This is a genomic window from Guptibacillus hwajinpoensis, from assembly GCF_005144865.1.
Classification (GTDB): Bacteria; Bacillota; Bacilli; order Bacillales; family Guptibacillaceae; genus Guptibacillus; species Guptibacillus hwajinpoensis_A.
Genome location: NZ_SWFM01000001.1, coordinates 487229 through 510706, shown reverse-complemented (window position 1 = coordinate 510706; position 23478 = coordinate 487229). Strand labels below are relative to the sequence as shown.

Sequence of the window (23478 nt, the reverse complement as noted above, 5' to 3'; positions counted from 1 at the left end):
AGATAAAGGAGGAATGGCAATGTTTCGTAATGTAGCAGAATTAGTAGAGATTGCTCAATCAAAAAATATGCCGATTTCAGAGATCATGATAGAACAGGAAATGGATTTTAGAGGGAGTACTCGTGAACAAGTTTATAACCAAATGAAGAACAACCTTGAGGTAATGGAACAAGCGGTTGAACGAGGCATTAATGAAGATGTTCGCTCTCATTCCGGGTTAACTGGCGGAGATGCAGTTCTTCTCCAAAACTATATGAAAACTGGAAACTCTCTTTCGGGTCATATGATGCTTGATGCAGTTAGTAAGGCTATTGCAACGAATGAAGTAAATGCGGCGATGGGGACTATTTGTGCAACGCCTACTGCAGGTTCTGCAGGTGTCGTTCCTGGTACCTTGTTTGCCATTCGTGAGAAAGTTAAACCAACCGAAGAACAGATGGTCAGATATCTATTTACTTCAGGTGCCTTTGGTTTTGTCGTTGCAAACAATGCATCGATTTCTGGCGCTGCAGGTGGATGTCAGGCCGAAGTGGGTTCCGCAACGGGGATGGCAGCAGCCGCCATTGTAGAATTAATGGGTGGAACGCCAGAACAGTCATCTCACGCATTTGCTATTGCACTTAAGAACATGCTCGGTCTTGTTTGTGATCCAGTGGCAGGTCTTGTAGAAGTTCCATGCGTAAAGCGGAATGCCATGGGCGCATCCAATGCTCTCGTAGCAGCTGATATGTCACTTGCAGGTATCACAAGCCGCATCCCATGTGATGAAGTAATTGATGCAATGTACAAAATTGGTCAAACGATGCCATCCGCATTGCGCGAAACAGCTCAAGGGGGCCTAGCCGCCACACCAACTGGTCGAGAGCTAGAAGCAAAAATCTTTGGAGTATCTCTAGATAGGAAATGAGTGAGAATCAATGGACGATCGGATCACACAAATAAAAGGGATTGGTGATGAAAAGGCCGCCTCTCTCTCATCAATCGGAATAAACAAAATTACAGATCTAATTGAATATTTTCCATTTCGCTATGAAGACTATGAGCTTAAAGATCTTTCGGATGTTAAGCATGAAGAACGCGCAACCCTAGAGGGCAAAGTTCATAGCGAACCGGTCGTTCGCTTTTATGGCAAGAAAAAATCACGTTTGTCTGTAAGGCTGTTAGTAGGAAAGTTCCTCATAACAGCCGTTTTTTTTAACCGTGCATTCTTGAAAAAGCAGTTTACTCTCGGACAGCTTGTGACAGTTACCGGTAAATGGGATCAGCATAAAATGACGCTCTCTGCCAATGAAATTACGTTCTCAAGTCATAATCCAGATGGAACAATCGAGCCGATTTATCCGGTTGGTGGTGATGTGACAGTAAAGGCGATGAAGCGATACATCCAGCTTGCGTTGAAGCAATTTGGGGATCAAATTGAAGAAAACCTTCCCCCACAAATGCTTGAACGATATAAGCTAATGCCACGGAAAGACGCTGTTGTGATGATGCACTCACCTGATTCTCATGAGGGGCTTAAACAGGCAAGAAGGCGCTTTGTTTATGAGGAGTTGCTTCAATTTCAATTAAAAATGCAGATTTTCAGAAAAAGAGAGCGAGAAAGCACGCAGGGAGCAGCACAACGGTATGAGAAAGAGAGGCTTGATGAGTTCGTTCAAAGCCTTCCATTCCCACTGACAGGTGCACAGAACCGGGTTGTGGGAGAAATTCTAAACGATATGGAAAGTTCTTATCGAATGAATCGGTTACTTCAAGGTGATGTTGGTTCAGGGAAAACAGTTGTTGCGGCCATTGGGTTGTATGCTAGTTATCTTGCGGGTCACCAGGGAGCGTTAATGGTGCCAACAGAAATTCTAGCAGAGCAGCACTATGAATCATTTCAGGATCTTCTTGGTGATCGGTTGAATGTTGAACTTCTTACAGGATCTGTTAAAGGGAAAAAGCGCCGAGAGATACTTGGACGGCTAGCAGATGGTGAAGTTGATCTTTTAATAGGCACTCATGCTTTGATTCAGGATGAAGTCGTCTTTAAAAACCTTGGACTCGTTATTACAGATGAACAGCACCGTTTTGGTGTTGGGCAGAGAAGAGTTTTAAGAGAAAAAGGTCTAAGTCCTGATGTTCTTTACATGACAGCAACTCCAATTCCAAGAACGCTTGCCATTTCGGTATTCGGAGATATGGATGTTTCAACAATTGATGAAATGCCTGCCGGTCGTAAGCCTATTGAGACATACTGGGCGAAGCCAGATATGCTTCCACGCGTCATTGATTTTGTGAAAAAGGAATTGGATCAGGGTTTGCAGGGTTATGTTATTTGTCCGTTAATTGAAGAATCCGAGAAGCTGGATGTTCAAAATGCGATCGACGTTCATTTTCAAATGCAAACCGCTCTTCCTGATTATCAAGTTGGGTTAATGCATGGGCGCTTAAGTTCTGAGGAAAAAGAAGAAGTAATGGATGAGTTCAGTAAAAACGATGTACAACTCCTCGTGTCAACCACGGTAGTAGAAGTTGGTGTAAACGTTCCGAATGCAACGATTATGGTCATTTATGATGCTGAGCGGTTTGGTCTAGCTCAACTTCACCAACTTCGTGGTCGGGTTGGTCGGGGCAGTGAACAATCTTATTGTGTGTTACTTGCTGATCCTAAATCAGAAGTTGGGAAAGAGCGAATGCAAATTATGACGGAATCCAACGATGGATTTGTCCTTTCCCAGCGTGACCTTGAACTCCGAGGGCCCGGCGACTTTTTTGGTCGGAAACAAAGTGGTTTGCCTGAGTTTAAAGTGGCAGATCTTGTCCATGATTACCGCGTTCTTGAAGTGGCGCGAAATGATGCTGCTGCACTCGTTGATTCCAGTGCTTTCTGGGAAGATGCCACATATAGTAGTCTCAGAAACTACCTTACCGAACAAGGCGTATTGAGCGGAGAGAAGCTTGATTAGCTTGCATAATCAATCAGCTCGGTATATACTACCTTTTAGGACCTAGTCATAAGACTGAGATAAAGAGGATCTAATGATCCTCTTTATCCGTTTATTAATGCTAGATAGGCGGCGGTAGTGAATGAAAAGGAGTAAAAAGGATCGGCAGAAGCAACTAAAAGAAACGATTGAAAGTACGCCATTTATTACGGATGAAGAACTCGCAGATAAATTTAAGGTGAGTATCCAAACCATAAGACTGGATCGGCTCGAACTTTCAATACCAGAATTAAGAGAGCGTATTAAGTATGTTGCTCAGCAACAGCTTGATGAAGTTAAAGCATTACCAATTGATGAAGTTATTGGACAAATCATTGATTTGCAGCTGGATGAAAGTGCAATTTCGATTCTAGATATTCGACCTGAGCACGTATTTTCTAGAAATAAGATTGCTAGAGGGCATCATTTATTCGCACAAGCAAATTCGCTTGCGGTTGCAATTATTAATGATGAACTGGCACTGACTGCGAGAGCGAATATACGCTTTTCAAGTCAGGTAAAAGAAGGAGAACGAGTGGTAGCTAAGGCAAACGTCACTGACCAAAGTAAGGACAGAACAATGGTGGAAGTTAATAGTTTCGTTCACAATGAGAATGTCTTTTCTGGTGAGTTTGTTATGTATCGCTCCACTAAATCCTGAAGGGAAGTTGAATGAATATGAGACTTGCGATAGATGCAATGGGCGGCGACAATGCGCCTCACTCGATTATTGATGGCGTATACGAAGCGATTGAAGCTTTTTCTGATCTTTCTGTTACCATTGTTGGAGACGAAGAAAAACTTAAACCGCTTCTTAAAGGCAACAAAGATCGTATTGCAATTTTACACACAGAAGAATACATATCCTCGGAAGATCAGCCAGTAAAGGCAGTCCGAAGAAAGAAAAAAGCTTCAATGGTACTTGCCGTGAATGAAGTGAAAGAAGGAAGGGCCGACGCAGCCATTTCTGCTGGTAACACCGGGGCATTGATGGCAGCTGGTCTGTTGTATATCGGTCGCATTGAAGGAATAGATCGTCCTGGTCTTGCACCTACACTTCCAACTATTGATGAAAAAGGGTTTGTTCTGCTTGATGTAGGGGCTAACATGGATGCAAAGCCAGAACACTTGCTACAATATGCCCATATGGGTTCCATTTACGCCGAGAAGGTTCGGGGAGTAAACAATCCCCGTGTTGGTCTTTTAAACATTGGAACAGAAGAAGGAAAAGGAAATGAACTAAGTAAAGAAGCATTTACTCTCCTTCAAGATAGCGGTCTTAACTTTGTAGGGAACGTCGAATCACGAGATATTCTGTTTAATGAAGCCGACGTTGTGGTGTGTGATGGATTTTCAGGAAATCTGGTTTTGAAGACGATTGAGGGAACAGCTCTTACAATGTTTAAAATGTTAAAAGAAGAGCTAACTAGTTCATTGACGAGTAAAATGGCAGCGGGCGTTCTGAAACCTAAATTGAAAAATTTAAAAAACAAACTTGATTACTCAGAATATGGAGGGGCTGGACTATTCGGTCTTCGCGCTCCGGTTATTAAAGCACATGGGTCATCCAATGGTCGTGCTGTTTTTAGTGCAATTAAACAGGCGCGTATGATGGTGACTGGTAATGTTGTATCAGCTATTCAAACATCGCTAAAACAGGAAGGGGATCAATAATGGGTAAAACAGCATTTTTATTTCCAGGACAGGGTTCACAGGCTGTCGGTATGGGACAAGCTTTTATGGAAGCTTACTCAGTATCGAAGGATGTTTTTACTGAAGCAGACAACCGATTGGATTACGAATTAACCAAACTTATTATGAATGGCCCGATCGAAACGTTAACAAGAACTGAAAATACACAGCCTGCTCTTGTAACAGCAAGTGTTGCTGTGCTTGAAGCTCTTCGTGAAAAAGGGATAACAGCAGACTACACAGCAGGACATAGTCTTGGAGAATACTCGGCCCTTGTCGCTTCTGGAGCTCTTTCGTTTTCAGATGCTGTTTTCGCTGTCCGAAACCGTGGATTGTATATGGAGGAAGCAGTTCCTTCAGGTGAAGGTGCAATGGCAGCAATCATGGGAATGGAACGAGAGGCACTACAACAAGTTGTTGATGATGTATCTGCTTCCACTGCTACTGTTCAACTTGCTAACTTAAATAGTCCAGGACAGATTGTTATTTCAGGTGCTAAAGAAGGCGTTGAGAAAGCATCAGAGGTTGCGAAAGAAAAAGGAGCAAGACGGGTCATCCCGTTGCAAGTTAGCGGACCATTCCATTCTAGTTTAATGAAACCCGCTGCTGATAAACTTTCAAGCATATTAGAAGGTATTGAAATTAAAGATGCTTCGATTCCTGTTATCGCAAATGTAACAGCAGAACCTTCTACTTCGGCAGAAGAAATTCATGATCACCTTTTAAAGCAAATTTATTCACCAGTATTATGGGAAGATACAGTACGTAAACTCATGGATCTTGGAGTAGACACATTTATTGAAGTTGGACCCGGAAATGTCTTATCTGGATTAGTAAAAAAGGTAAACCGTCGTGCATCTGTTCATGCAGTTAGTACACCGGAACAGCTTGATCAACTAATTGAAAAGTTAGGGGAGGAATAACAAATGGCTGAAAATAAAACGGCACTTGTTACAGGTGCTTCTCGTGGAATTGGACGAGCAATTGCTCTTGAACTTGCTGCGCAAGGGATGAATGTAGCTGTAAACTACGCTGGAAGTGAAGCGAAAGCGATGAGCGTTGTTGAAGAGATTAAGGCAGCAGGTGGACAAGCCATAGCGATTAAAGCAAACGTTGCTAGTATGGAAGAAGTTCAGAGTATGATTAAAGAAGTTGTAGGAACATTTGGTAGCCTTGAAGTGCTTGTCAATAATGCTGGTATTACACGTGATAATCTTATTATGAGAATGAAGGAAGAAGAATGGGACGCAGTCATTGACACCAATTTAAAAGGCGTATTTAACTGTACGAAATCAGTAACTCGTCAAATGATGAAGCAACGTTACGGTAGGATCGTCAATGTAGCTTCAGTTGTTGGTGTAGCTGGTAATGCTGGTCAAGCTAACTACGTTGCTGCGAAGGCTGGGGTTATTGGGTTAACGAAAACAACTGCGAAAGAGCTTGCAAGCCGTAATATCACAGTGAATGCTCTTGCGCCAGGATTCATTGAAACAGATATGACAGATGAACTTTCGGATGATGTAAAAAGTGGCATGAAAGGCCAAATTCCTCTTGGAAGACTAGGAGCTGCTGAAGATATCGCGAAAGCTACTAAATTCCTTGTATCTGATGATGCTAATTACATTACAGGCCAAACGCTTCATATAGACGGCGGCATGGTAATGTAACTTTTCGTTCAATGTCTAGTTTTTTTACTTTATATATCCTATAATAGCTTGAGGGGAGGTGAGTCTAATGGCAGATACACTAGAGCGTGTAACAAAGATTATTGTTGATCGTCTTGGAGTTGAAGAATCTGAGATTAAACCAGAAGCTTCTTTCAAAGACGACCTTGGTGCCGATTCCCTTGATGTAGTGGAATTAGTCATGGAACTTGAAGATGAGTTTGATCTTGAAATTTCTGATGAAGATGCTGAGAAAATTGTAACAGTTGGCGATGTAATTGATTACATAAACAGCCATCAATAATCTTCAGGGTAAACCTGAAGTTGTGGAGTAAGCCCCGCTCGCCGGGGCTTTATTCCCTTTCATGAAAGAGAATCTCAATCAACTAAGATGATATTGATAAGTCGTGGAGGTATCTATGTCCAAATCTAAACAATCACCAAAAACGAGAGCAAGACGTTACAAACCTAAACATTCACGACAACTCGTGGTTGGAGACGCGACTAGATCGCAATTCGCTACATTTCAAGAGGAAATTGGTGTATCGTTCGAAAATGAGCAGCTGCTATTTCAGGCTTTTACCCATTCATCCTATGTGAATGAGCATCGACTGCATCCGCAAATGGATAACGAACGTCTTGAATTTCTTGGAGATGCTGTACTTGAGCTCACAATATCAAGATACTTATACGAGAAATATCCGAACATGAGTGAAGGTCAACTAACAAAACTCAGGGCTGCAATTGTTTGTGAACCATCACTTGTTCAATTCGCGAACGATTTAAATTTCGGACATCTTGTCCTTTTGGGTAAGGGTGAGGAAATGACAGGAGGAAGAATGAGACCTGCACTACTTGCTGATGTGTTCGAATCATTTGTCTGCGCACTGTATCTTGATCGAGGTCTTGAAGTAGTCTTTGAATTTCTTGAGAAGTTTGTCTATCCAAAGATTAATGCCGGTGCTTTTTCTCATGTGATGGATTACAAAAGCCAACTTCAAGAAGTTATTCAACGTGAAGGCCTTGGAGGAATTGATTATGTCATTACCGACGAAAAAGGTCCAGCGCACAATAGAGAGTTTTCTTCAAAAGTCATGTTGAATGGAAATGATCTTGGTGTAGGTATCGGGCGCTCGAAGAAAGAAGCCGAACAAATGGCTGCACAAAAAGCACTTTTGAATTTAAAAGAACGCAATGAAAAAGAATCCTGATACTTGCTCAGGATTCTTTTTCATTACTATTAAATGGAGTCAACTGGGATTAAATTATGATACGCGCATTTTACCGAGTTCAGCTAGTAACGCTTGCATTTCAGCAACGCTAAGTGAATCCTTCTTGTTCACCATGACGTAAATTTCATGAATATCTTCATATGAAGATAGATCGAATGATTCTGGCTGAATCATCCCAGCGTTGATAACCTGCATTTTTTCTTTAATACCTTCAAGCATAAATGCAAGATTTTCTTCTGATTTAATTGAAAGATCCATGAATACCACCTGCCTTATAAGTCATTTCAACGTTAGATAACACATTGTGTCATTACGTTATGTAGAGACCATGCGACTCTTAAGATAACCGAGACACTTGGACTTTCCTTATTGTAACATGTCTTAGCTCGGTATCGTAGAGGGCATTGTTTTATGATAAAATAAGACAGTTAGTTAAAGTATTACACTTGATATGCATACATAGATGAAACAGATGAGGGGGAAAGATGATGTTCCTCAAACGATTAGATGTAGTCGGCTTTAAATCATTTGCCGATCGTATTTCAGTTGAGTTTGTCCCAGGAGTAACATCAGTTGTCGGACCAAACGGAAGCGGCAAAAGCAATATTAATGACGCCATTCGATGGGTACTTGGTGAACAATCAGCCAAGTCACTTAGAGGCGCTAAAATGGAAGATATTATTTTCGCAGGTAGTGATACAAGGAAAGCTGTAAATCTTGCAGAGGTAACACTAACCCTAGATAACACAAATCAATACCTACCAATTGATTATAACGAAGTAAGTGTGACAAGACGTGTTTATCGTTCTGGAGATAGCGAGTATTTATTAAATAACCAGACGTGTCGACTGAAAGATATTATCGAACTCTTTATGGACTCAGGACTTGGTAAAGAATCGTTTTCCATTATTGGCCAAGGCAGAATAGAGGAAATACTTAGTAGTAAGTCTGAGGAGCGTCGCAAGATCTTTGAAGAAGCGGCAGGTGTTCTAAAATACAAAACGCGGAAAGTCAAAGCGGAAAATAGGTTGAAAGAAACTGAAGATAACCTGCATCGAGTAGAGGACATTCTCTACGAGCTTGAAGATCAAGTAGAGCCGCTTCGAATGCAAGCATCCATTGCAAAGGATTACTTGCAAAAACGTGAAGACCTTGAGAAATTTGAAGCTGCGCTCACTGTTCATGAAATTGAAGAGTATCACAAGGCGTGGAAAGAGAAAACTTCAGAGCTTGACTCACTAAAGAACAAAGAGAGTGATCTAGCGGCCTCTGTTCAAGAGAAAAAGGACGAGCTTAACGATGCAAGAGTAAAGCTTGAAACCTCAGAACGCGACCTGGAAATGTACCAGCAAAAGCTTCTTGATACAAGTGAAGACCTTGAGAAGCTCGAAGGTAAAAAAGAAGTTTTGAAAGAACGAAAGAAAAATGCACATCAAAATCGCACGAATCTGAAAGAACGAATAACCTTTTTGAATGAGAAAAAGAGTTATTATGAAAAAGAGATAGACCATCATCGTAAAAGATTTGAACAACAAAGGAAAGAACTTGGCGATCTGAAAGGTAAGCTGAAAAAAGAAACAGACCTTCTTTCTGATATTGAACAAGATATCGAGTTAGAGCTTGACCGTATGAAGTCCGATTATTTCGAGCTTCTGAATGAACAGGCATCGATTCGTAACGAAAATCGTTATCTTCAAGATCAACTGTCGATCCTGAATCAACGGAAACAAAGGCTAGACGGTGACAACCATAAGTATATAGAAGAGCGCAGCAAGTTGGATGATAAAAAGAAGAATCTTTCAAATGAATTGACCGAGTCAAAGAAACAACTTGAAGCACACGTGTCTCGGTTTTACAAAAGTAAGCATGATGTTGAAGAGAAGAAAAAGTCACTAAGTGAAAAAGAATCTAAGCTCTATCAAGCATATCAGTATATTCAACAGTACAAATCAAAGAAAGAAATGCTTGAAGAAATGCAGGATGATTATGCTGGGTTCTTCCAGGGCGTTAAAGAAGTACTTAAAGCGCGAGAAGAACTAGAGGGTATTGAAGGCGCGATTGCTGAACTCATTACAGTGCCAAAAGAAGTAGAAATAGCACTAGAAACTGCTCTAGGTGGTGCGATGCAGAATGTGGTTGTACGCGATGAAGCTGCTGGACGCAAAGCCATCTCCTACTTGAAGAATAATCGTTCAGGTCGAGCGACCTTCCTACCGTTAACCGTTATCAAATCTAGAAAAATTTCTGGATATGATCTCGAGCGAATCAAACAGCATGACGCTTTTGTAGGCGTAGCTTCAGATCTTGTTAAATTTGATCCGAAGTATGAAGCTGTTATTGAGAATCTTCTAGGTTCAGTTCTTATCGCAAAAGAATTAAAAGGCGCTAACGAACTCGCAAAAATAATGCAATACAGAACACGCATCGTTACACTTGATGGTGATGTGGTTAACCCAGGTGGGTCAATGAGTGGAGGAAGTGTTAAGCAAAAATCTTCTTCACTTCTTAGTCGTCAGCGTGAACTTGAAGTGCTTGAAAAGAAACTCGCCGATATGCAGCAAAAAACGACGGTAGTAGAGCAGGAAATTAAACAGGAAAAAGCGCATTTAACTGAACTTGAAGAAAAGCTTGATGCTATGCGAGAGCGAGGAGAAAACCTAAGACTTCAAGAGCAATCCCTTCTTGGTGACTTAAGAGCTATCGAAGGCGAAGAGCGAAATACAAATGAGCGACTTCAACTTTATGATCGCGAGAAAAAGGCAATCGATGATGAGGAAGAAACACACGAGAATCGAAACGTTTACCTTTCTGAACGATTAGAAACAATCACGAAGCAGGCAGCGACGTTAGAAGAGAAAATTGAAAACCTGACTGCCAAAAAACAGACCCAGCAATCTTCTCGTGAAACGATTCAAGAGGAAATTACTGAGTTAAAAGTGAAAGTAGCTGAACATCAACAATCATTCCAGAACCAAAAGGAGACGCTTGATCGATTAACGTCAGAGCAAAATGAAACGATAGAAAAGCTTCAGGAAACAGTTGAAGAGCATACGCTTTTATCTGAAGCAATGTCTTCCAATTCGAATGGTGAGGAAAAGCTCGATCAGAACATTCTCTCCTATCGATCTCAGAAAGAAGAGCTCCTCACAGCTCTTCAGTATGAACGTGAAGTGAAACTTACTTTGCAGAATGATATCTCAGGAATAAGTGGTAACCTCGATAAATTAGTAGCTGAAGAAAAGCAATTGTCTGGTCTCATGCAGGCTGTAGAAGTGCGAATTAATCGCCTTGATGTTGAATTAGAAAATCGATTAGCCATTTTGAGTGAAGAATATGAGTTAACGTATGAGGCAGCCAAAGAAAAGCATATTTTAACAGTAGAACCTGATGAAGCGAAACGAAAGCTTAAACTTATTAAGATCGAAATCGATGAGCTTGGTACAGTGAATCTTGGAGCGATCGATGAATATGATCGCGTGAATGAACGGTTTACCTTCCTCAGTGAGCAACAATCAGACCTTCTTCAAGCAAAAGAGACGCTTTATCATGTTATTGATGAAATGGATCAGGAAATGAAGAAACGATTTGAAGAAACGTTTACAAAAATCCGCTATCATTTCCAAATCGTGTTTAAAGAGTTGTTTGGGGGAGGGAAGGCGGATCTTGTCTTAACGGATCCAGAGAACCTTCTGACGACTGGTGTTGATATTCTAGCGCAACCACCAGGGAAAAAGCTTCAACATTTGGCACTTCTTTCAGGTGGAGAACGAGCGTTTACTGCAATTGCTCTTCTCTTCTCAATTTTGAAAGTACGCCCTGTACCTTTCTGTGTACTAGATGAAGTGGAAGCTGCGCTCGATGATGCGAATGTTGGCAGATTTGCGAAATATTTAAAACAGTTTAGTGAGAAAACACAATTTATTGTTATTACTCATAGAAAAGGTACGATGGAAGAGTCTGACGTGCTTTATGGGGTTACAATGCAGGAGTCGGGTGTATCAAGACTCGTATCAGTTAGACTGGAAGAATCGAAACATTTAATATCGCAATAACAAACAAGGGGGATCATTCATGAGTTTTTTTAAGAAGTTAAAAGATAAATTCACAACGCAAACTGATGAAGTAACAGAGAAGTTCAAAGGCGGTCTTGAAAAGACGAGAACATCTTTTTCAACAAAGATGAACAATCTTGTAAAGAACTATCGTAAAGTGGACGAGGATTTCTTCGAAGAACTTGAAGAGCTTTTGATTAGTGCTGACGTTGGGGTAGCTACCGTAATGGATCTCATTGATGTGTTAAAAGATGAAGCGAGAACACGGAACATTAAAGATACAAAGGAACTTCAGAGCGTTATTTCAGAAAAACTAGCTGAATTGCTTCACAAAGAGGAAGAAGATGGTTCCCTAAATGTACAGGAAGACGGTCTATCTGTATTTCTATTTGTTGGTGTTAACGGAGTAGGGAAAACAACAACGATCGGCAAGCTTGCTCATAAGTACAAACAAGAAGGTAAAAAAGTAGTACTTGCTGCTGGAGATACGTTCCGTGCTGGTGCTATTGAACAATTAGATGTTTGGGGAGAACGAGCAGGCGTTGATGTAATTAAACATCAGGCAGGTTCGGATCCGGCTGCAGTTGTATTCGATGCTGTCCAATCTGCTAAATCAAGGCAGGCTGATATTCTTCTTTGTGATACGGCAGGACGACTACAAAACAAAGTGAACTTAATGAATGAACTTGAAAAAGTGAAGCGTGTCATTCAACGTGAAGTGCCTTCAGGTCCACATGAGGTCATCCTCGTTCTGGATGCAACGACAGGTCAGAATGCTATGAGTCAGGCAAAGCAGTTTGGTCAATCAACAGACGTTACTGGAATTGCGCTAACAAAGCTTGATGGTACAGCAAAAGGCGGTATTGTTCTTGCGATTCGACATGAGCTTGATATTCCTGTTAAACTCGTAGGGCTTGGGGAGCAAATAGACGATTTGCACGAGTTTGATCCTGATACGTTTGTGTATGGTTTATTCTCATCGATTATTGAAGAAGAGGAAGAAAACGAGGAATAAATCATCGCAAAAATGTGTTAAGAAAAAATCTTGACAAATAAAATGACGCATAGTAATATAATTAACGTAAAGGTGATTACCTTAACAAGGGGCTGTTAACAATGCTAGAAAAAACGATGCGAATTAACTCGTTATTCGACTTTTATCAGTCGCTTTTAACACCAAAACAACGTAATTATATGGCATTGTATTATCTGGATGATTATTCCCTTGGTGAAATCGCGGAAGAATTTCAAGTTAGCCGTCAGGCTGTCTATGATAATATTAAGCGAACAGAACAAATGATAGAAGAATATGAAGCAAAACTGTTGCTATTCGAGCGATATGTCAAACGGCAAGAGCTATTAGAACAGCTCAGAGACACTATAATTAGTGAGAATGAGAACTCTAAGGCGTTGTCATTGATTAACTCTCTTGAAAAACTGGATTAGGAGGCGGCGAACATGGCATTTGAAGGGTTAGCCGACCGACTGCAAGACACCCTGCAGAAGATTCGCGGTAAAGGGAAAGTAACGGAAGCAGACGTAAAAGAAATGATGCGTGAAGTAAGGCTCGCTTTACTTGAAGCAGACGTTAACTTTAAAGTCGTAAAACAGTTTATTAACAAGGTCAAAGAGCGCGCGGTTGGACAGGAAGTAATGAAGAGCCTGACGCCGGGACAGCAAGTCATTAAAGTAGTTAATGAAGAGCTGACAGCGCTTATGGGTGGCGAACAGAGTAAAATCGCCGTTTCAAATCGCCCGCCTACTGTTATTATGATGGCCGGTCTTCAGGGTGCAGGTAAGACGACAACTGTCGGTAAGCTTGCAAACCATTTACGTAAAAATCATAATCGCAAACCATTGCTAGTAGCAGCGGACATTTATCGTCCTGCCGCAATCAATCAGTTGGAAACATTAGGCAAGCAACTCAGCATGCCGGTGTTCTCAATGGGTGATCAAGTTAGCCCGGTTGAAATTGCTTCCAAAGCGATTGAAAAAGCGAAAGAAGAACATCTTGACTATGTCATTATTGATACAGCAGGTCGCTTGCATATTGATGAAGATCTGATGCAAGAGCTAAAAGATGTAAAAGAAGCCGTTACACCTGACGAAATCTTCCTTGTCGTCGATTCGATGACAGGACAGGATGCCGTGAATGTAGCTGAAAGCTTTAATGATGCCCTTGATATTACAGGTGTCGTTTTAACGAAGCTTGATGGCGATACCCGCGGTGGTGCTGCGCTTTCCATTAAGGCTGTGACGGACAAGCCAATTAAGTTCGCAGGTATGGGAGAAAAGCTTGATGCTCTTGAACCATTCCACCCTGAACGGATGGCGTCACGCATTCTTGGAATGGGAGATGTGCTAACACTCATTGAGAAAGCACAAACTTCTGTTGATGAAGATAAAGCGAAAGAGCTTGAGAAGAAGATGCGAACGATGAGCTTTACGTTCGATGATTTCCTTGATCAGCTCGGTCAAGTTCGCAGCATGGGACCGCTAGATGAATTGATGGACATGATTCCTGGTATGAATAAGAAAGCCATGAAGAATGTAAGTGTTGATGAGAAGCAAATTGGTCGAGTAGAGGCCATTATTCAATCAATGACAACACGTGAGAAAGAAGAGCCTGATATCATCAATGCGAGTCGCAAAAAAAGAATTGCCGTTGGAAGTGGGACATCTGTACAAGACGTCAATCGTCTCTTAAAGCAATTTGAAGAGATGAAGAAAATGATGAAGCAGATGACCAACATGTCTAAAGGCGGCAAGAAGAAGGGTAAAGGCATGAATTTCCCATTCATGCAATAAAAACGAAGTAAATTTTCTCTTTACAAGAGTATAAATTTATGATATTATATTTATTTATGTGAACATTTTATGGAGGTGAAAGACATGGCAGTTAAAATTCGTTTAAAGCGTATGGGTGCTAAAAGAGCTCCTTACTATCGCTTAGTTGTTGCTGATTCACGTGCACCACGTGACGGACGTTTCATCGAGGAAATCGGAACTTACAATCCGGTTGCTAATCCTGTTGAAGTGAAAATCAACGAAGAGAAAGCTCTTGATTGGATGCTTAAAGGCGCTAAGCCTTCTGATACAGTACGTAACTTATTCTCCACTGCAGGACTTATGGAGAAGCTTCACAACGCAAAAAACACAAAGTAATTTAACACCTAAGAGGAGGCTTTCTTGAAAGCCTCCTTTGGTGTATCTAGGTCCATCATTTAATTAAAGGTGGGATATCATAATGGAAGCCCTAGTAGAAACAATTGTAAAAGCTCTTGTGGATCATCCTGAAGATGTTAGGATTGAGAAAGAAGAAACAAACAATTTGGAGATATACAAGCTTCACGTTCATTCTAATGATACTGGTAAAGTCATAGGCAAGCAGGGGAAAGTCGCGAGGTCAATTCGTACAGTGATGAACGCCGCTGCTGTTCAGTCCAATAAACGTGTACAGTTGGAGATACTTTAGGGGAGATGAAACTCCTCTTTTTTTGTTTTTTAGCTGTTTACGTCGACATTGTTGCTATAAGAGTAGAGGTTGGCTCCAATCTACTGTGAAGTGGGGTACTTTATAGAAATTCTATTCCACAAACGTCACTTTTAAAAAAAGTATTTTTTAGCTCCCCATGTTCGTTTGGGCTCTTTCTTATGATAAAGAAGTAAGAACAAATGCGAAGGCTCTCCCATGAAGACTTGGCCCGAAGCCAGGTTTTTCTATTGCTTGTTTTTTATCATGTGAAAAACAGAACCTATTTACATATGGAGGGACAGCGCGTTGAAAATCATTGTAACGTATGAAGTGAAACAAATTCTAACCGAAGAAAGCCGGGCTTCCTATCTCGATAAATGGCGCAAAGAGTACAGCTCTCTCCAGCAGGAGAGGGAACATCTCCAATTTGAAATGAAACGATTGCAAAAGAAGCGTCCTTCGGATCAAAAGTGGATAGAAGAACAATTTGATAAAGAATTACGATCAAGATCCGAGCGGATGTCATTCCTTAAGTTTAAAATGGATCAACTCGATCAGTTATCGGTAGGATCTGAAATTCATGATGGAGAAATACAATCCGTTCAGGAACTTCAGGTTGGGGATGAGTGGCACGGGAGAGAGCAAAAAGGTAAAATAGTTGTAAAAGATGGGATTGTGCAAAGCATCGTCCCTGACTCAACAGGAAAGGATATCATGATATGACAGAATGGCTTAATGTAGGCAAGATCGTTAATACCCACGGCGTACGAGGAGAAGTACGCGTTATTTCTAGAACGGATTTCCCTGAGGAACGTTATGCAATAGGCAACAAGCTATACTTATTTAAGAATGACGAGCCTGTAGCCTTAACGGTTGCATCTCACAGAAAACATAAGCAGTTTGATTTGCTTACGTTTGAAGGTTTTCACAATATAAACGAAGTAGTGCATATGAAAGAAGGCATTTTGAAGGTAAAGGAAGATCAAGGCGGAAAGCTTGCAAAAGAAGAATTTTATTACCGTGATATTATCGGACTTGAAGTTCATACTGAAGACGGCGAATACCTCGGGAAAATTAAAGAAATTCTTTCACCAGGAGCAAATGATGTCTGGGTTGTTCAAAGTGCTAGCGGCGGTAAGGATCTTTTGTTACCATACATTGAACAAGTAGTGAAGAACGTTGATTTAGAAAAAGGTAAAGTCACTGTACATTTAATGGAAGGACTTCGTGATTAGCATGAAGGTCGATGTTCTTTCCTTGTTTCCAGAAATGTTTACGGGTGTTTTTAATCACTCAATATTAAAACGAGCACAGGAAAGCGGTGCTGTAACGTATCAGGTAACAAACTTTCGAGACTATAGTACGAATAAACACAAAAACGTTGATGATTACCCGTATGGAGGCGGCGCAGGAATGGTTTTAACACCACAGCCTGTTTTTGATGCAGTTGCAGATCTTTCAGGTGAAAAAAAGCCTCGCGTCATTTTGATGTGTCCTCAAGGGGAGCGTTTCACTCAGAAGAAAGCAGAAGAGCTTGCAAAAGAAGATCACCTTATTTTTGTTTGTGGTCATTATGAAGGCTACGATGAACGAATCCGTGAGAATCTTGTGACGGATGAGATCTCTATTGGTGACTTTGTGTTAACTGGCGGTGAACTTGGTAGTATGGTTATCATTGATAGTGTAACAAGGCTTCTGCCTGGTGTACTTGGCAATGATACCTCAGCTCCTATGGATTCGTTTAGTAGCGGTTTACTTGAGCACCCCCATTATACACGGCCGTTTGAATACAATGGGATGAGTGTTCCTGATGTCCTGCTTTCAGGTAATCATGCGGCCATTGATAAATGGCGTCTTAAAGAATCACTAAGACGTACATGGAGCAGAAGACCTGATTTAATCGATGAGAAGGATCTGACAAAAGAAGAACAGAAATTACTTCAAGAAATTAAGAGTGAAAACGACTGATTTCTTCCTTGTAATCTAAAAAATGCTATGCTATGATATCAGTTGTGGCATAAGTCACGTATTACGATGTTCCGCTGTAATGAAAGCTTATTTATAAGAGCATCTGTGTGGAAGGAGGGTTACTTGATGCACAAGTTAATCCAGGATATCACAAAAGACCAACTTAAGTCGGATCTTCCAAATTTCCGACCAGGAGATACTGTTAAAGTTCACGTTAAAGTTGTCGAAGGCACTCGTGAGCGTATTCAGTTATTCGAAGGTGTTGTGATTAAACGACGTGGTGGCGGAATCAGCGAAACGTTTACAGTTCGTAAGATTTCTTACGGTGTAGGTGTTGAGCGTACATTCCCTGTACATTCACCGAAAGTTGCTAAGCTTGAAGTTGCTCGTCGCGGTAAAGTTCGCCGTGCTAAGCTATACTACTTGCGTGCACTTCGTGGTAAAGCCGCTCGTATTAAAGAAATTCGATAAAGTTACACATGAAAAAGGAGCTTGCTCAGTCAGGCTCCTTTTTTCTATTGTAAAAACGAACATGAAATAGAAAACATATTATGGTAGAATATAGCGGTACATACAGGTTTCTTAGCGTATGTTTGAGGGAAATAATTAGTTAAAAAGACCTTGTAGGAGGAACGGGCATGAATAGCTCTAAATCAGCTGAGAAAAAAGACTCATGGGAATGGATCCGTGCTCTTGTCATTGCATTTATTCTTGCCGGAGCTGTACGCTATTTTATATTTGCTCCAATTGTAGTCGATGGTGAAAGTATGATGCCGACGCTCCAGGACCGTGATCGAATGATTGTAAATAAAATTAGTTATAATATTGGAGATGCTGAGCGTTTCGATATTGTTGTATTTGAAGCGCCAGAAGGAAAAGATTATATTAAACGCGTGATCGGCTTACCTGGAGATACGGTTGAATATAAACAAGATACCCTCTATGTAAATGGGGAACCAATTGAAGAACCGTACCTTGAACCGTCCAAAAACGATCTACTAGACGGAAACCTAACATATGATTTCGACTTGTCAGGAGTAACGGGTCAAACAACAGTACCTGAGGGGCAACTATTTGTGATGGGCGACAATCGTCAGCACAGTAAAGATAGCCGTTCAATTGGGTTTGTTCCAATAGAGAAAGTAGTAGGGGAAGCGAGCGTGATCTTCTGGCCGCTAAATGATATTCAAGTAATGGAATAGAAAGAATAGGGTGAGATGGTATGACGATTCAATGGTTTCCTGGACATATGGCAAAAGCACGCCGGGAGATTACCGAAAAGCTTAAGATGATAGATGTAGTAATTGAACTAGTAGACGCAAGAATTCCTCTAGCTTCACGTAATCCAATGATTGATGAAATCGTTTCTTCAAAACCAAGACTAATTTTGCTTAACAAAGCAGATATGGCGGATGATAAGAAAACGAATGAGTGGAAGAGCTATTTTCAATCACTAGGTCATAAAGCACTGCCGATCGATTCTCAAACAGGCAAAGGTGTTAAAGCTATACCTGGGGCTGCAAGAGAGCTTATGAGTGATAAGATTGATCGAATGATTGAAAAGGGTATGAAACCTCGAGCTGTACGAGCACTTATCCTTGGAATTCCTAACGTGGGTAAATCAACACTGATTAATCGACTAGCTGGAAAAAGGATTGCGAAAACAGGTGATCGACCTGGTATTACGAAAAAACAGCAGTGGATTAAAGTTGGCGATGAAATGGACCTTCTTGATACACCCGGGATTTTGTGGCCTAAATTTGAAGATCAGCAAACTGGATATAAATTGGCCGCTACAGGAGCGATCAAGGATGAAATTCTAGATTTTCAGGATATTTCTGTTTTTGTTCTTAAATTTCTTAGCATTCACTACCCGGATCGATTAATGGATCGATATAAGCTTGAGTCGATTCCTGAAGATGTTGTTGATCTGTTTGATGAAATTGGCAAAAAACGTGGTTTCTTAATGAGCGGAGGTTGGATTGATTACGACAAAACAGCTGAAACCGTTCTTCGTGAGCTTCGAAGTGGGAAACTGGGCGATGTTACGCTAGAAACGCCCGAAAGGTAAGGCCAATAGTGCCTTGCCTTTTTTAATTAGAAATAGAAGAGAGTGGGAGACGTTTGAAAGCGAAATGGTCAATTAATGAAATAGGGGAAAAGATTCAGAGCGGATATTCGGAAGAAGAATGGCAAGAATTTAAAAAGGATACTCGAAAAGGCGTAGTGAAACTACTTGCAAGAGAAGAAAAGAAAAAAAAAGAGAAGCAAAAACTGATTGACATGCATTTCGATATGAGCGTATTTGAAGCTCACTATAGAAGTGAAGGATACCAATCAATAGCAGGAGTCGATGAGGTTGGGCGTGGCCCTCTGGCAGGCCCTGTAGTCGCTTCAGCAGTCATCTTAAACCCTGAGGCTCCTATTCTTGGATTGCAAGACTCCAAAAAGCTTTCGACATCAAAGCTTCATGAGCTATTTGAAGAAATTAATGAACATGCCATTTCGATTGGTGTGGGTGTCATGAGTCCTTGCGAAATAGATGAGTTAAACATTTATCAGGCAACGAAACAAGCGATGCAGAAAGCTGTGAAGGGTTTAAATGTGCAAGCGGATCTGTTGTTAGTGGACGCAATGGAATTGCCAATTCAAATTAAACAAGAATCAGTAATAAAAGGTGATGCCAGAAGCGTTAGCATTGCTGCAGCATCAATTGTTGCAAAAGTTACACGAGATCGTATGATGACAGAATTAGCTGAAAAGTATCCTCAGTATGGATTTAATCGCCACGTGGGTTATGGAACGAAAGAGCATTTAGCCGCGTTAGACGAGCACGGAGTTACTGAAGTTCACCGGAAGTCTTTTGCACCTGTTCGAGATCGTCTTGGTATGCTTTAGTATGATTGCAGGAAAATAGATGATACTATACTTATTCCAGAAAGAAGGAGCAATCAGCAGTGAACGATCCAGGACATCCAGAAAGAAATAATTCGTTTTATGAAGAAGCGGGCGAAGAATTTGGTGTCTACACACCCGCTGCAGCAAGAGAATTAACCATTACTGATCATCAAAAGAGAGAGCAGCAGGAAGGTAGTTCCCAATCGAAAAAAGCAGGTAGGGAGGAACAGGAGGACGGGAGGTAACCCGTTTTCCTGTTTTTTTGATTACAATAGTCATTCGTGAGGTGTTGTGGAGGCTTACAAAAACAGCAGTTTTATAAAACCATTTAATCGCTTCCAATACTTTACTCAAATAAAAGAAGAGTGACTTTTTGCAAAAGGGTAGACAATCGGTGTGAATTTTCTATACAATGAAAACGTCGTCAAAGATTTGATTGACTAGGATAGGAGGATGAGAGAATGAATATCCATGAATATCAAGGAAAAGAAGTCCTAAGAAGCTACGGGGTATCAGTCCCTAATGGACAAGTCGCATACTCCGCGAAAGAAGCCGTGGACGTTGCGAAACAATTAGACAGCAGTGTTTACGTTGTGAAAGCTCAAATCCACGCAGGTGGTCGAGGAAAAGCTGGCGGTGTTAAGATTGCCAAGAACCTTGATGAAGTTCGTACATATGCCGAGGAGATTCTCGGAAAAACGCTCGTTACTCATCAAACGGGACCAGAAGGTAAAGAAGTAAAGCGCTTACTTATCGAAGAAGGTTGCGATATTGAGAAAGAATATTACGTAGGTCTTGTTCTAGACCGTGTCACTTCACGTGTTGTAATGATGGCATCTGAAGAAGGCGGAACTGAAATTGAAGAAGTGGCTGAGCACAGTCCTGAGAAAATCTTCAAAGAAGTGATCGATCCTGCCGTTGGTCTTCAAGGTTATCAAGCTAGAAGACTAGCATTCAATATTAATATCCCGAAAAAACAAGTAAACAAAGCAGTGAAATTCATGCTTGGTTTATACAAAGTATTTATCGAAAAAGACGCATCTATTGCAGAAATCAATCCACTAGTTACAACAGGTGATGGTAATGTAATGGCTCTTGATGCAAAGTTGAATTTTGATCCGAATGCGCTTTATCGTCATAAAGATATTCTTGAACTTCGCGATCTTGACGAGGAAGATACGAAAGAAATCGAAGCTTCTAAATATGAGCTAAGCTACATCGCTCTTGAAGGTAATATTGGTTGCATGGTTAATGGTGCAGGCCTTGCTATGGCTACAATGGATATTATCAAGCATTACGGCGGCGATCCCGCTAACTTCCTTGACGTTGGGGGCGGCGCAACTGCAGAGAAGGTTACAGAAGCCTTCAAAATTATTCTTTCTGACAAGAACGTTAAAGGCATCTATGTAAATATTTTTGGCGGTATTATGAAGTGTGATGTTATCGCTGAAGGTGTTGTAGAAGCTACGAAACAAGTTGGACTTGAAATTCCACTTGTTGTACGTCTTGAAGGAACAAATGTAGATCTAGGAAAGCAAATCCTGAATGATTCAGGATTGAATATTACCGCTGCTGAGTCTATGGCTGACGGCGCGGAAAAAATCGTTTCATTAGTTAAGTAGAAAGGCGGGACTAGGAATGAGCGTATTCATTAATCAAGATACAAAAGTCATCGTTCAAGGTATTACTGGATCAGTTGGTTTATTTCATACACAGCAAATGCTTGAGTATGGTACGAAGATTGTTGGTGGCGTAACGCCAGGTAAAGGCGGCACTGAAGTTGAAGGCGTTCCTGTATTTGATACAGTTGAACAAGCTGTTCAAAAGACTGGCGCAAATGCTTCCGTTATCTATGTTCCTCCTGCTTTTGCTGCAGATGCAATCATGGAAGCGGTTGACGCTGAGATGGACCTTGCTATTTGTATTACTGAGGGAATCCCGGTAATCGATATGGTTAAAGTGAGTCGTTATATGGAAGGGAAGAAAACACGCCTTGTTGGACCAAACTGTCCAGGTGTTATTACTCCTGAAGAATGTAAAATTGGCATTATGCCTGGCTATATTCATAAGAAAGGTCACGTGGGTGTAGTTTCTCGTTCTGGTACATTAACGTATGAAGCCGTTCATCAGCTTTCAGAAGCTGGTATTGGTCAATCTACTGCTGTCGGTATCGGTGGAGATCCGGTTAATGGAACAAACTTCATCGATGTATTGAAAGCTTTTAACGAAGATGACGATACGTATGCAGTAATCATGATCGGAGAAATTGGCGGTACGGCTGAAGAAGAAGCTGCTGAATGGGTTAAAGCAAACATGACTAAGCCAGTTGTTGGATTTATTGGTGGTCAAACGGCACCTCCAGGAAAGCGCATGGGTCATGCTGGTGCGATTATTTCTGGCGGTAAAGGTACTGCCTCTGAGAAGATCAAAACAATGGAATCATGTGGAATTAAAGTCGCACCAACTCCTGCAGTTATGGGCGATACACTGATCTCTGTTCTTGAAAATAAAGGTTTACTTGAGAAGTGCACAACACATAAGGCTTAATGGTAATAGCTCCCGTTCGGGAGCTATTTCTCTTATACATAACAAATTACATTCAAAAATTTTGTTTCTGATAGGAGAGGTCGATGTTTGATAACATTTAGAAGCCGGTTAATACAGCTGCATCAGTGTCGAGGTACGGACTGGAAGCTGCTTCAATCATTTCTCATATTTGACCCAACGCTTCAAAGCATATATGATATGTCTGCTACTCAGTTAAAACAGTTTGGACTATCAAGTAATCTAGCAGGTCTATTATATGAAGATCTTCATATAAAAAAACCTTGGCGAATAACTCATGTTAAAGCAGGCGATATTAGGGCCATAACAAGGTTTGATGAAGCATACCCTGAAAGACTTTCGCATATTTATGATGCACCGTGGGTGATTTATTGTTTAGGGAACTTAAAGCTTCTTAACGAAAAGAAATCTTTAAGTGTAGTTGGCTCTAGGTATCACTCAGCAAATGCAGGGGCGATGATGAAACATATTTTAACTCCAATCGTATCCAGCGGGTGGACAATTGTCAGCGGTCTTGCGCTCGGAATCGATACACTTGCACACCAGCTTGCGCTCGATCATCATGCAGGAACAATTGCCGTGCTTGGAAGTGGATTCAAACATATCTATCCTAAAGAAAACAATATGCTAGCATCCATTATTGCTCAAAATGGTCTTCTTCTATCAGAATACCCACCTGATCGTCGACCTGAAAAACATCAGTTTCCTGAACGCAATCGAATCATTAGCGGATTGTCTGCTGGAACACTGATTGTAGAGGCTAGAAAACGAAGCGGTTCGTTGATTACAGCTGATCAGGCGATGGAACAGGGGCGTGATGTATTTTGCTTACCTGGAAGAATAACAGACCTGCATGCAGAGGGGACAAATCGTCTCATTCAGCAGGGGGCAAAGCTTGTCATGGAAGCGAATGATATTTTGAACGAATTACCGAATATTCACGAAAATCAAACTAGCACTATTTGA

General features: G+C 41.1%; 26 protein-coding genes. 25 read left to right on the top strand and 1 reads right to left on the bottom strand.

What is annotated here, in order from left to right:
* Positions 1–19 precede the first annotated feature (19 nt).
* The 8 genes from sdaAA (at position 20) to rnc (ending at position 7533) form a co-directional block, all read left to right on the top strand.
* Entirely contained in the window at positions 20–907 is an 888-nt protein-coding gene (gene sdaAA, locus FBF83_RS02515) for an L-serine ammonia-lyase, iron-sulfur-dependent, subunit alpha (protein ID WP_136945556.1), read from the top strand.
* Positions 908–917: 10 nt separating this feature from the next.
* Positions 918–2948, top strand: coding sequence for an ATP-dependent DNA helicase RecG (gene recG, locus FBF83_RS02510; RefSeq protein ID WP_136945555.1), 2031 nt, complete (start codon positions 918–920; stop codon positions 2946–2948).
* 121 nt (positions 2949–3069) lie between these two features.
* Positions 3070–3627, top strand: coding sequence for a transcription factor FapR (fapR, locus tag FBF83_RS02505; RefSeq protein ID WP_136945554.1), 558 nt, complete (start codon positions 3070–3072; stop codon positions 3625–3627).
* 17 nt (positions 3628–3644) lie between these two features.
* Positions 3645–4640, top strand: a complete 996-nt coding sequence (gene plsX, locus FBF83_RS02500) for a phosphate acyltransferase PlsX (protein ID WP_136946462.1) — start codon at positions 3645–3647, stop codon at positions 4638–4640.
* Positions 4640–5581, top strand: coding sequence for an ACP S-malonyltransferase (fabD, locus tag FBF83_RS02495; RefSeq protein WP_136945553.1), 942 nt, complete (start codon positions 4640–4642; stop codon positions 5579–5581). Before plsX ends, fabD begins: the two co-directional genes overlap by 1 nt.
* Positions 5582–5584: 3 nt before the next feature.
* A complete protein-coding gene (fabG, locus tag FBF83_RS02490) occupies positions 5585–6325 on the top strand; it encodes a 3-oxoacyl-[acyl-carrier-protein] reductase (RefSeq protein WP_136945552.1) in 741 nt (246 codons plus the stop codon).
* Positions 6326–6392: 67 nt separating this feature from the next.
* Positions 6393–6626 (top strand): acyl carrier protein, encoded by a 234-nt coding sequence (gene acpP / locus FBF83_RS02485; protein WP_048309824.1) that lies wholly within the window; start codon positions 6393–6395, stop codon positions 6624–6626.
* A gap of 115 nt (positions 6627–6741) precedes the next feature.
* The gene (gene rnc / locus FBF83_RS02480) at positions 6742–7533 is read left to right on the top strand and encodes a ribonuclease III (protein ID WP_136945551.1); all 792 of its coding nucleotides are present in this window, start codon (positions 6742–6744) and stop codon (positions 7531–7533) included.
* A gap of 54 nt (positions 7534–7587) precedes the next feature.
* On the opposite strand, the gene FBF83_RS02475 is transcribed toward rnc, so the two are convergent.
* Positions 7588–7812 carry a DUF1128 domain-containing protein gene (locus tag FBF83_RS02475; RefSeq protein ID WP_136945550.1) on the bottom strand — a complete coding sequence of 75 codons (225 nt, stop codon included), beginning with the start codon at positions 7810–7812 and terminating at the stop codon, positions 7588–7590.
* Between the two features lie 230 nt (positions 7813–8042).
* On the opposite strand from FBF83_RS02475, the gene smc reads away from it, so the two are divergent.
* From smc to dprA, 17 genes are all read left to right on the top strand, one after another.
* Positions 8043–11606, top strand: a complete 3564-nt coding sequence (smc, locus tag FBF83_RS02470) for a chromosome segregation protein SMC (RefSeq protein WP_136945549.1) — start codon at positions 8043–8045, stop codon at positions 11604–11606.
* A gap of 19 nt (positions 11607–11625) precedes the next feature.
* On the top strand, positions 11626–12621 hold the full coding sequence (gene ftsY / locus FBF83_RS02465) for a signal recognition particle-docking protein FtsY (protein ID WP_136945548.1): 996 nt from the start codon (positions 11626–11628) through the stop codon (positions 12619–12621).
* 101 nt (positions 12622–12722) lie between these two features.
* Complete coding sequence (locus FBF83_RS02460) at positions 12723–13052, top strand: putative DNA-binding protein (RefSeq protein WP_136945547.1); 330 nt, start codon at positions 12723–12725, stop codon at positions 13050–13052.
* A 12-nt stretch (positions 13053–13064) separates the two neighbouring features.
* Positions 13065–14414, top strand: a complete 1350-nt coding sequence (ffh, locus tag FBF83_RS02455) for a signal recognition particle protein (RefSeq protein WP_136945546.1) — start codon at positions 13065–13067, stop codon at positions 14412–14414.
* Between the two features lie 84 nt (positions 14415–14498).
* Positions 14499–14771 (top strand): 30S ribosomal protein S16, encoded by a 273-nt coding sequence (gene rpsP / locus FBF83_RS02450; RefSeq protein WP_048309818.1) that lies wholly within the window; start codon positions 14499–14501, stop codon positions 14769–14771.
* Between the two features lie 82 nt (positions 14772–14853).
* Positions 14854–15081 carry a KH domain-containing protein gene (locus FBF83_RS02445; RefSeq protein ID WP_136945545.1) on the top strand — a complete coding sequence of 76 codons (228 nt, stop codon included), beginning with the start codon at positions 14854–14856 and terminating at the stop codon, positions 15079–15081.
* 306 nt (positions 15082–15387) lie between these two features.
* Entirely contained in the window at positions 15388–15804 is a 417-nt protein-coding gene (locus FBF83_RS02440; RefSeq protein WP_169525146.1) for a YlqD family protein, read from the top strand.
* Complete coding sequence (gene rimM / locus FBF83_RS02435; protein WP_136945543.1) at positions 15801–16316, top strand: ribosome maturation factor RimM; 516 nt, start codon at positions 15801–15803, stop codon at positions 16314–16316. Before FBF83_RS02440 ends, rimM begins: the two co-directional genes overlap by 4 nt.
* 1 nt (position 16317) lies before the next feature.
* Complete coding sequence (gene trmD, locus FBF83_RS02430; protein WP_136946461.1) at positions 16318–17049, top strand: tRNA (guanosine(37)-N1)-methyltransferase TrmD; 732 nt, start codon at positions 16318–16320, stop codon at positions 17047–17049.
* A 126-nt stretch (positions 17050–17175) separates the two neighbouring features.
* A complete protein-coding gene (gene rplS, locus FBF83_RS02425) occupies positions 17176–17520 on the top strand; it encodes a 50S ribosomal protein L19 (protein WP_098443362.1) in 345 nt (114 codons plus the stop codon).
* 167 nt (positions 17521–17687) lie between these two features.
* On the top strand, positions 17688–18251 hold the full coding sequence (gene lepB, locus FBF83_RS02420) for a signal peptidase I (RefSeq protein WP_136945542.1): 564 nt from the start codon (positions 17688–17690) through the stop codon (positions 18249–18251).
* Between the two features lie 20 nt (positions 18252–18271).
* A complete protein-coding gene (gene ylqF, locus FBF83_RS02415) occupies positions 18272–19120 on the top strand; it encodes a ribosome biogenesis GTPase YlqF (protein WP_136945541.1) in 849 nt (282 codons plus the stop codon).
* Between the two features lie 53 nt (positions 19121–19173).
* Positions 19174–19947 carry a ribonuclease HII gene (locus tag FBF83_RS02410; RefSeq protein ID WP_136945540.1) on the top strand — a complete coding sequence of 258 codons (774 nt, stop codon included), beginning with the start codon at positions 19174–19176 and terminating at the stop codon, positions 19945–19947.
* Positions 19948–20006: 59 nt separating this feature from the next.
* Complete coding sequence (locus tag FBF83_RS02405; protein WP_136945539.1) at positions 20007–20192, top strand: hypothetical protein; 186 nt, start codon at positions 20007–20009, stop codon at positions 20190–20192.
* Positions 20193–20408: 216 nt separating this feature from the next.
* On the top strand, positions 20409–21569 hold the full coding sequence (gene sucC, locus FBF83_RS02400) for an ADP-forming succinate--CoA ligase subunit beta (RefSeq protein WP_136945538.1): 1161 nt from the start codon (positions 20409–20411) through the stop codon (positions 21567–21569).
* Between the two features lie 16 nt (positions 21570–21585).
* Positions 21586–22494 (top strand): succinate--CoA ligase subunit alpha, encoded by a 909-nt coding sequence (sucD, locus tag FBF83_RS02395; RefSeq protein ID WP_136945537.1) that lies wholly within the window; start codon positions 21586–21588, stop codon positions 22492–22494.
* A gap of 87 nt (positions 22495–22581) precedes the next feature.
* Positions 22582–23478 (top strand): DNA-processing protein DprA, encoded by an 897-nt coding sequence (gene dprA / locus FBF83_RS02390; protein WP_136945536.1) that lies wholly within the window; start codon positions 22582–22584, stop codon positions 23476–23478.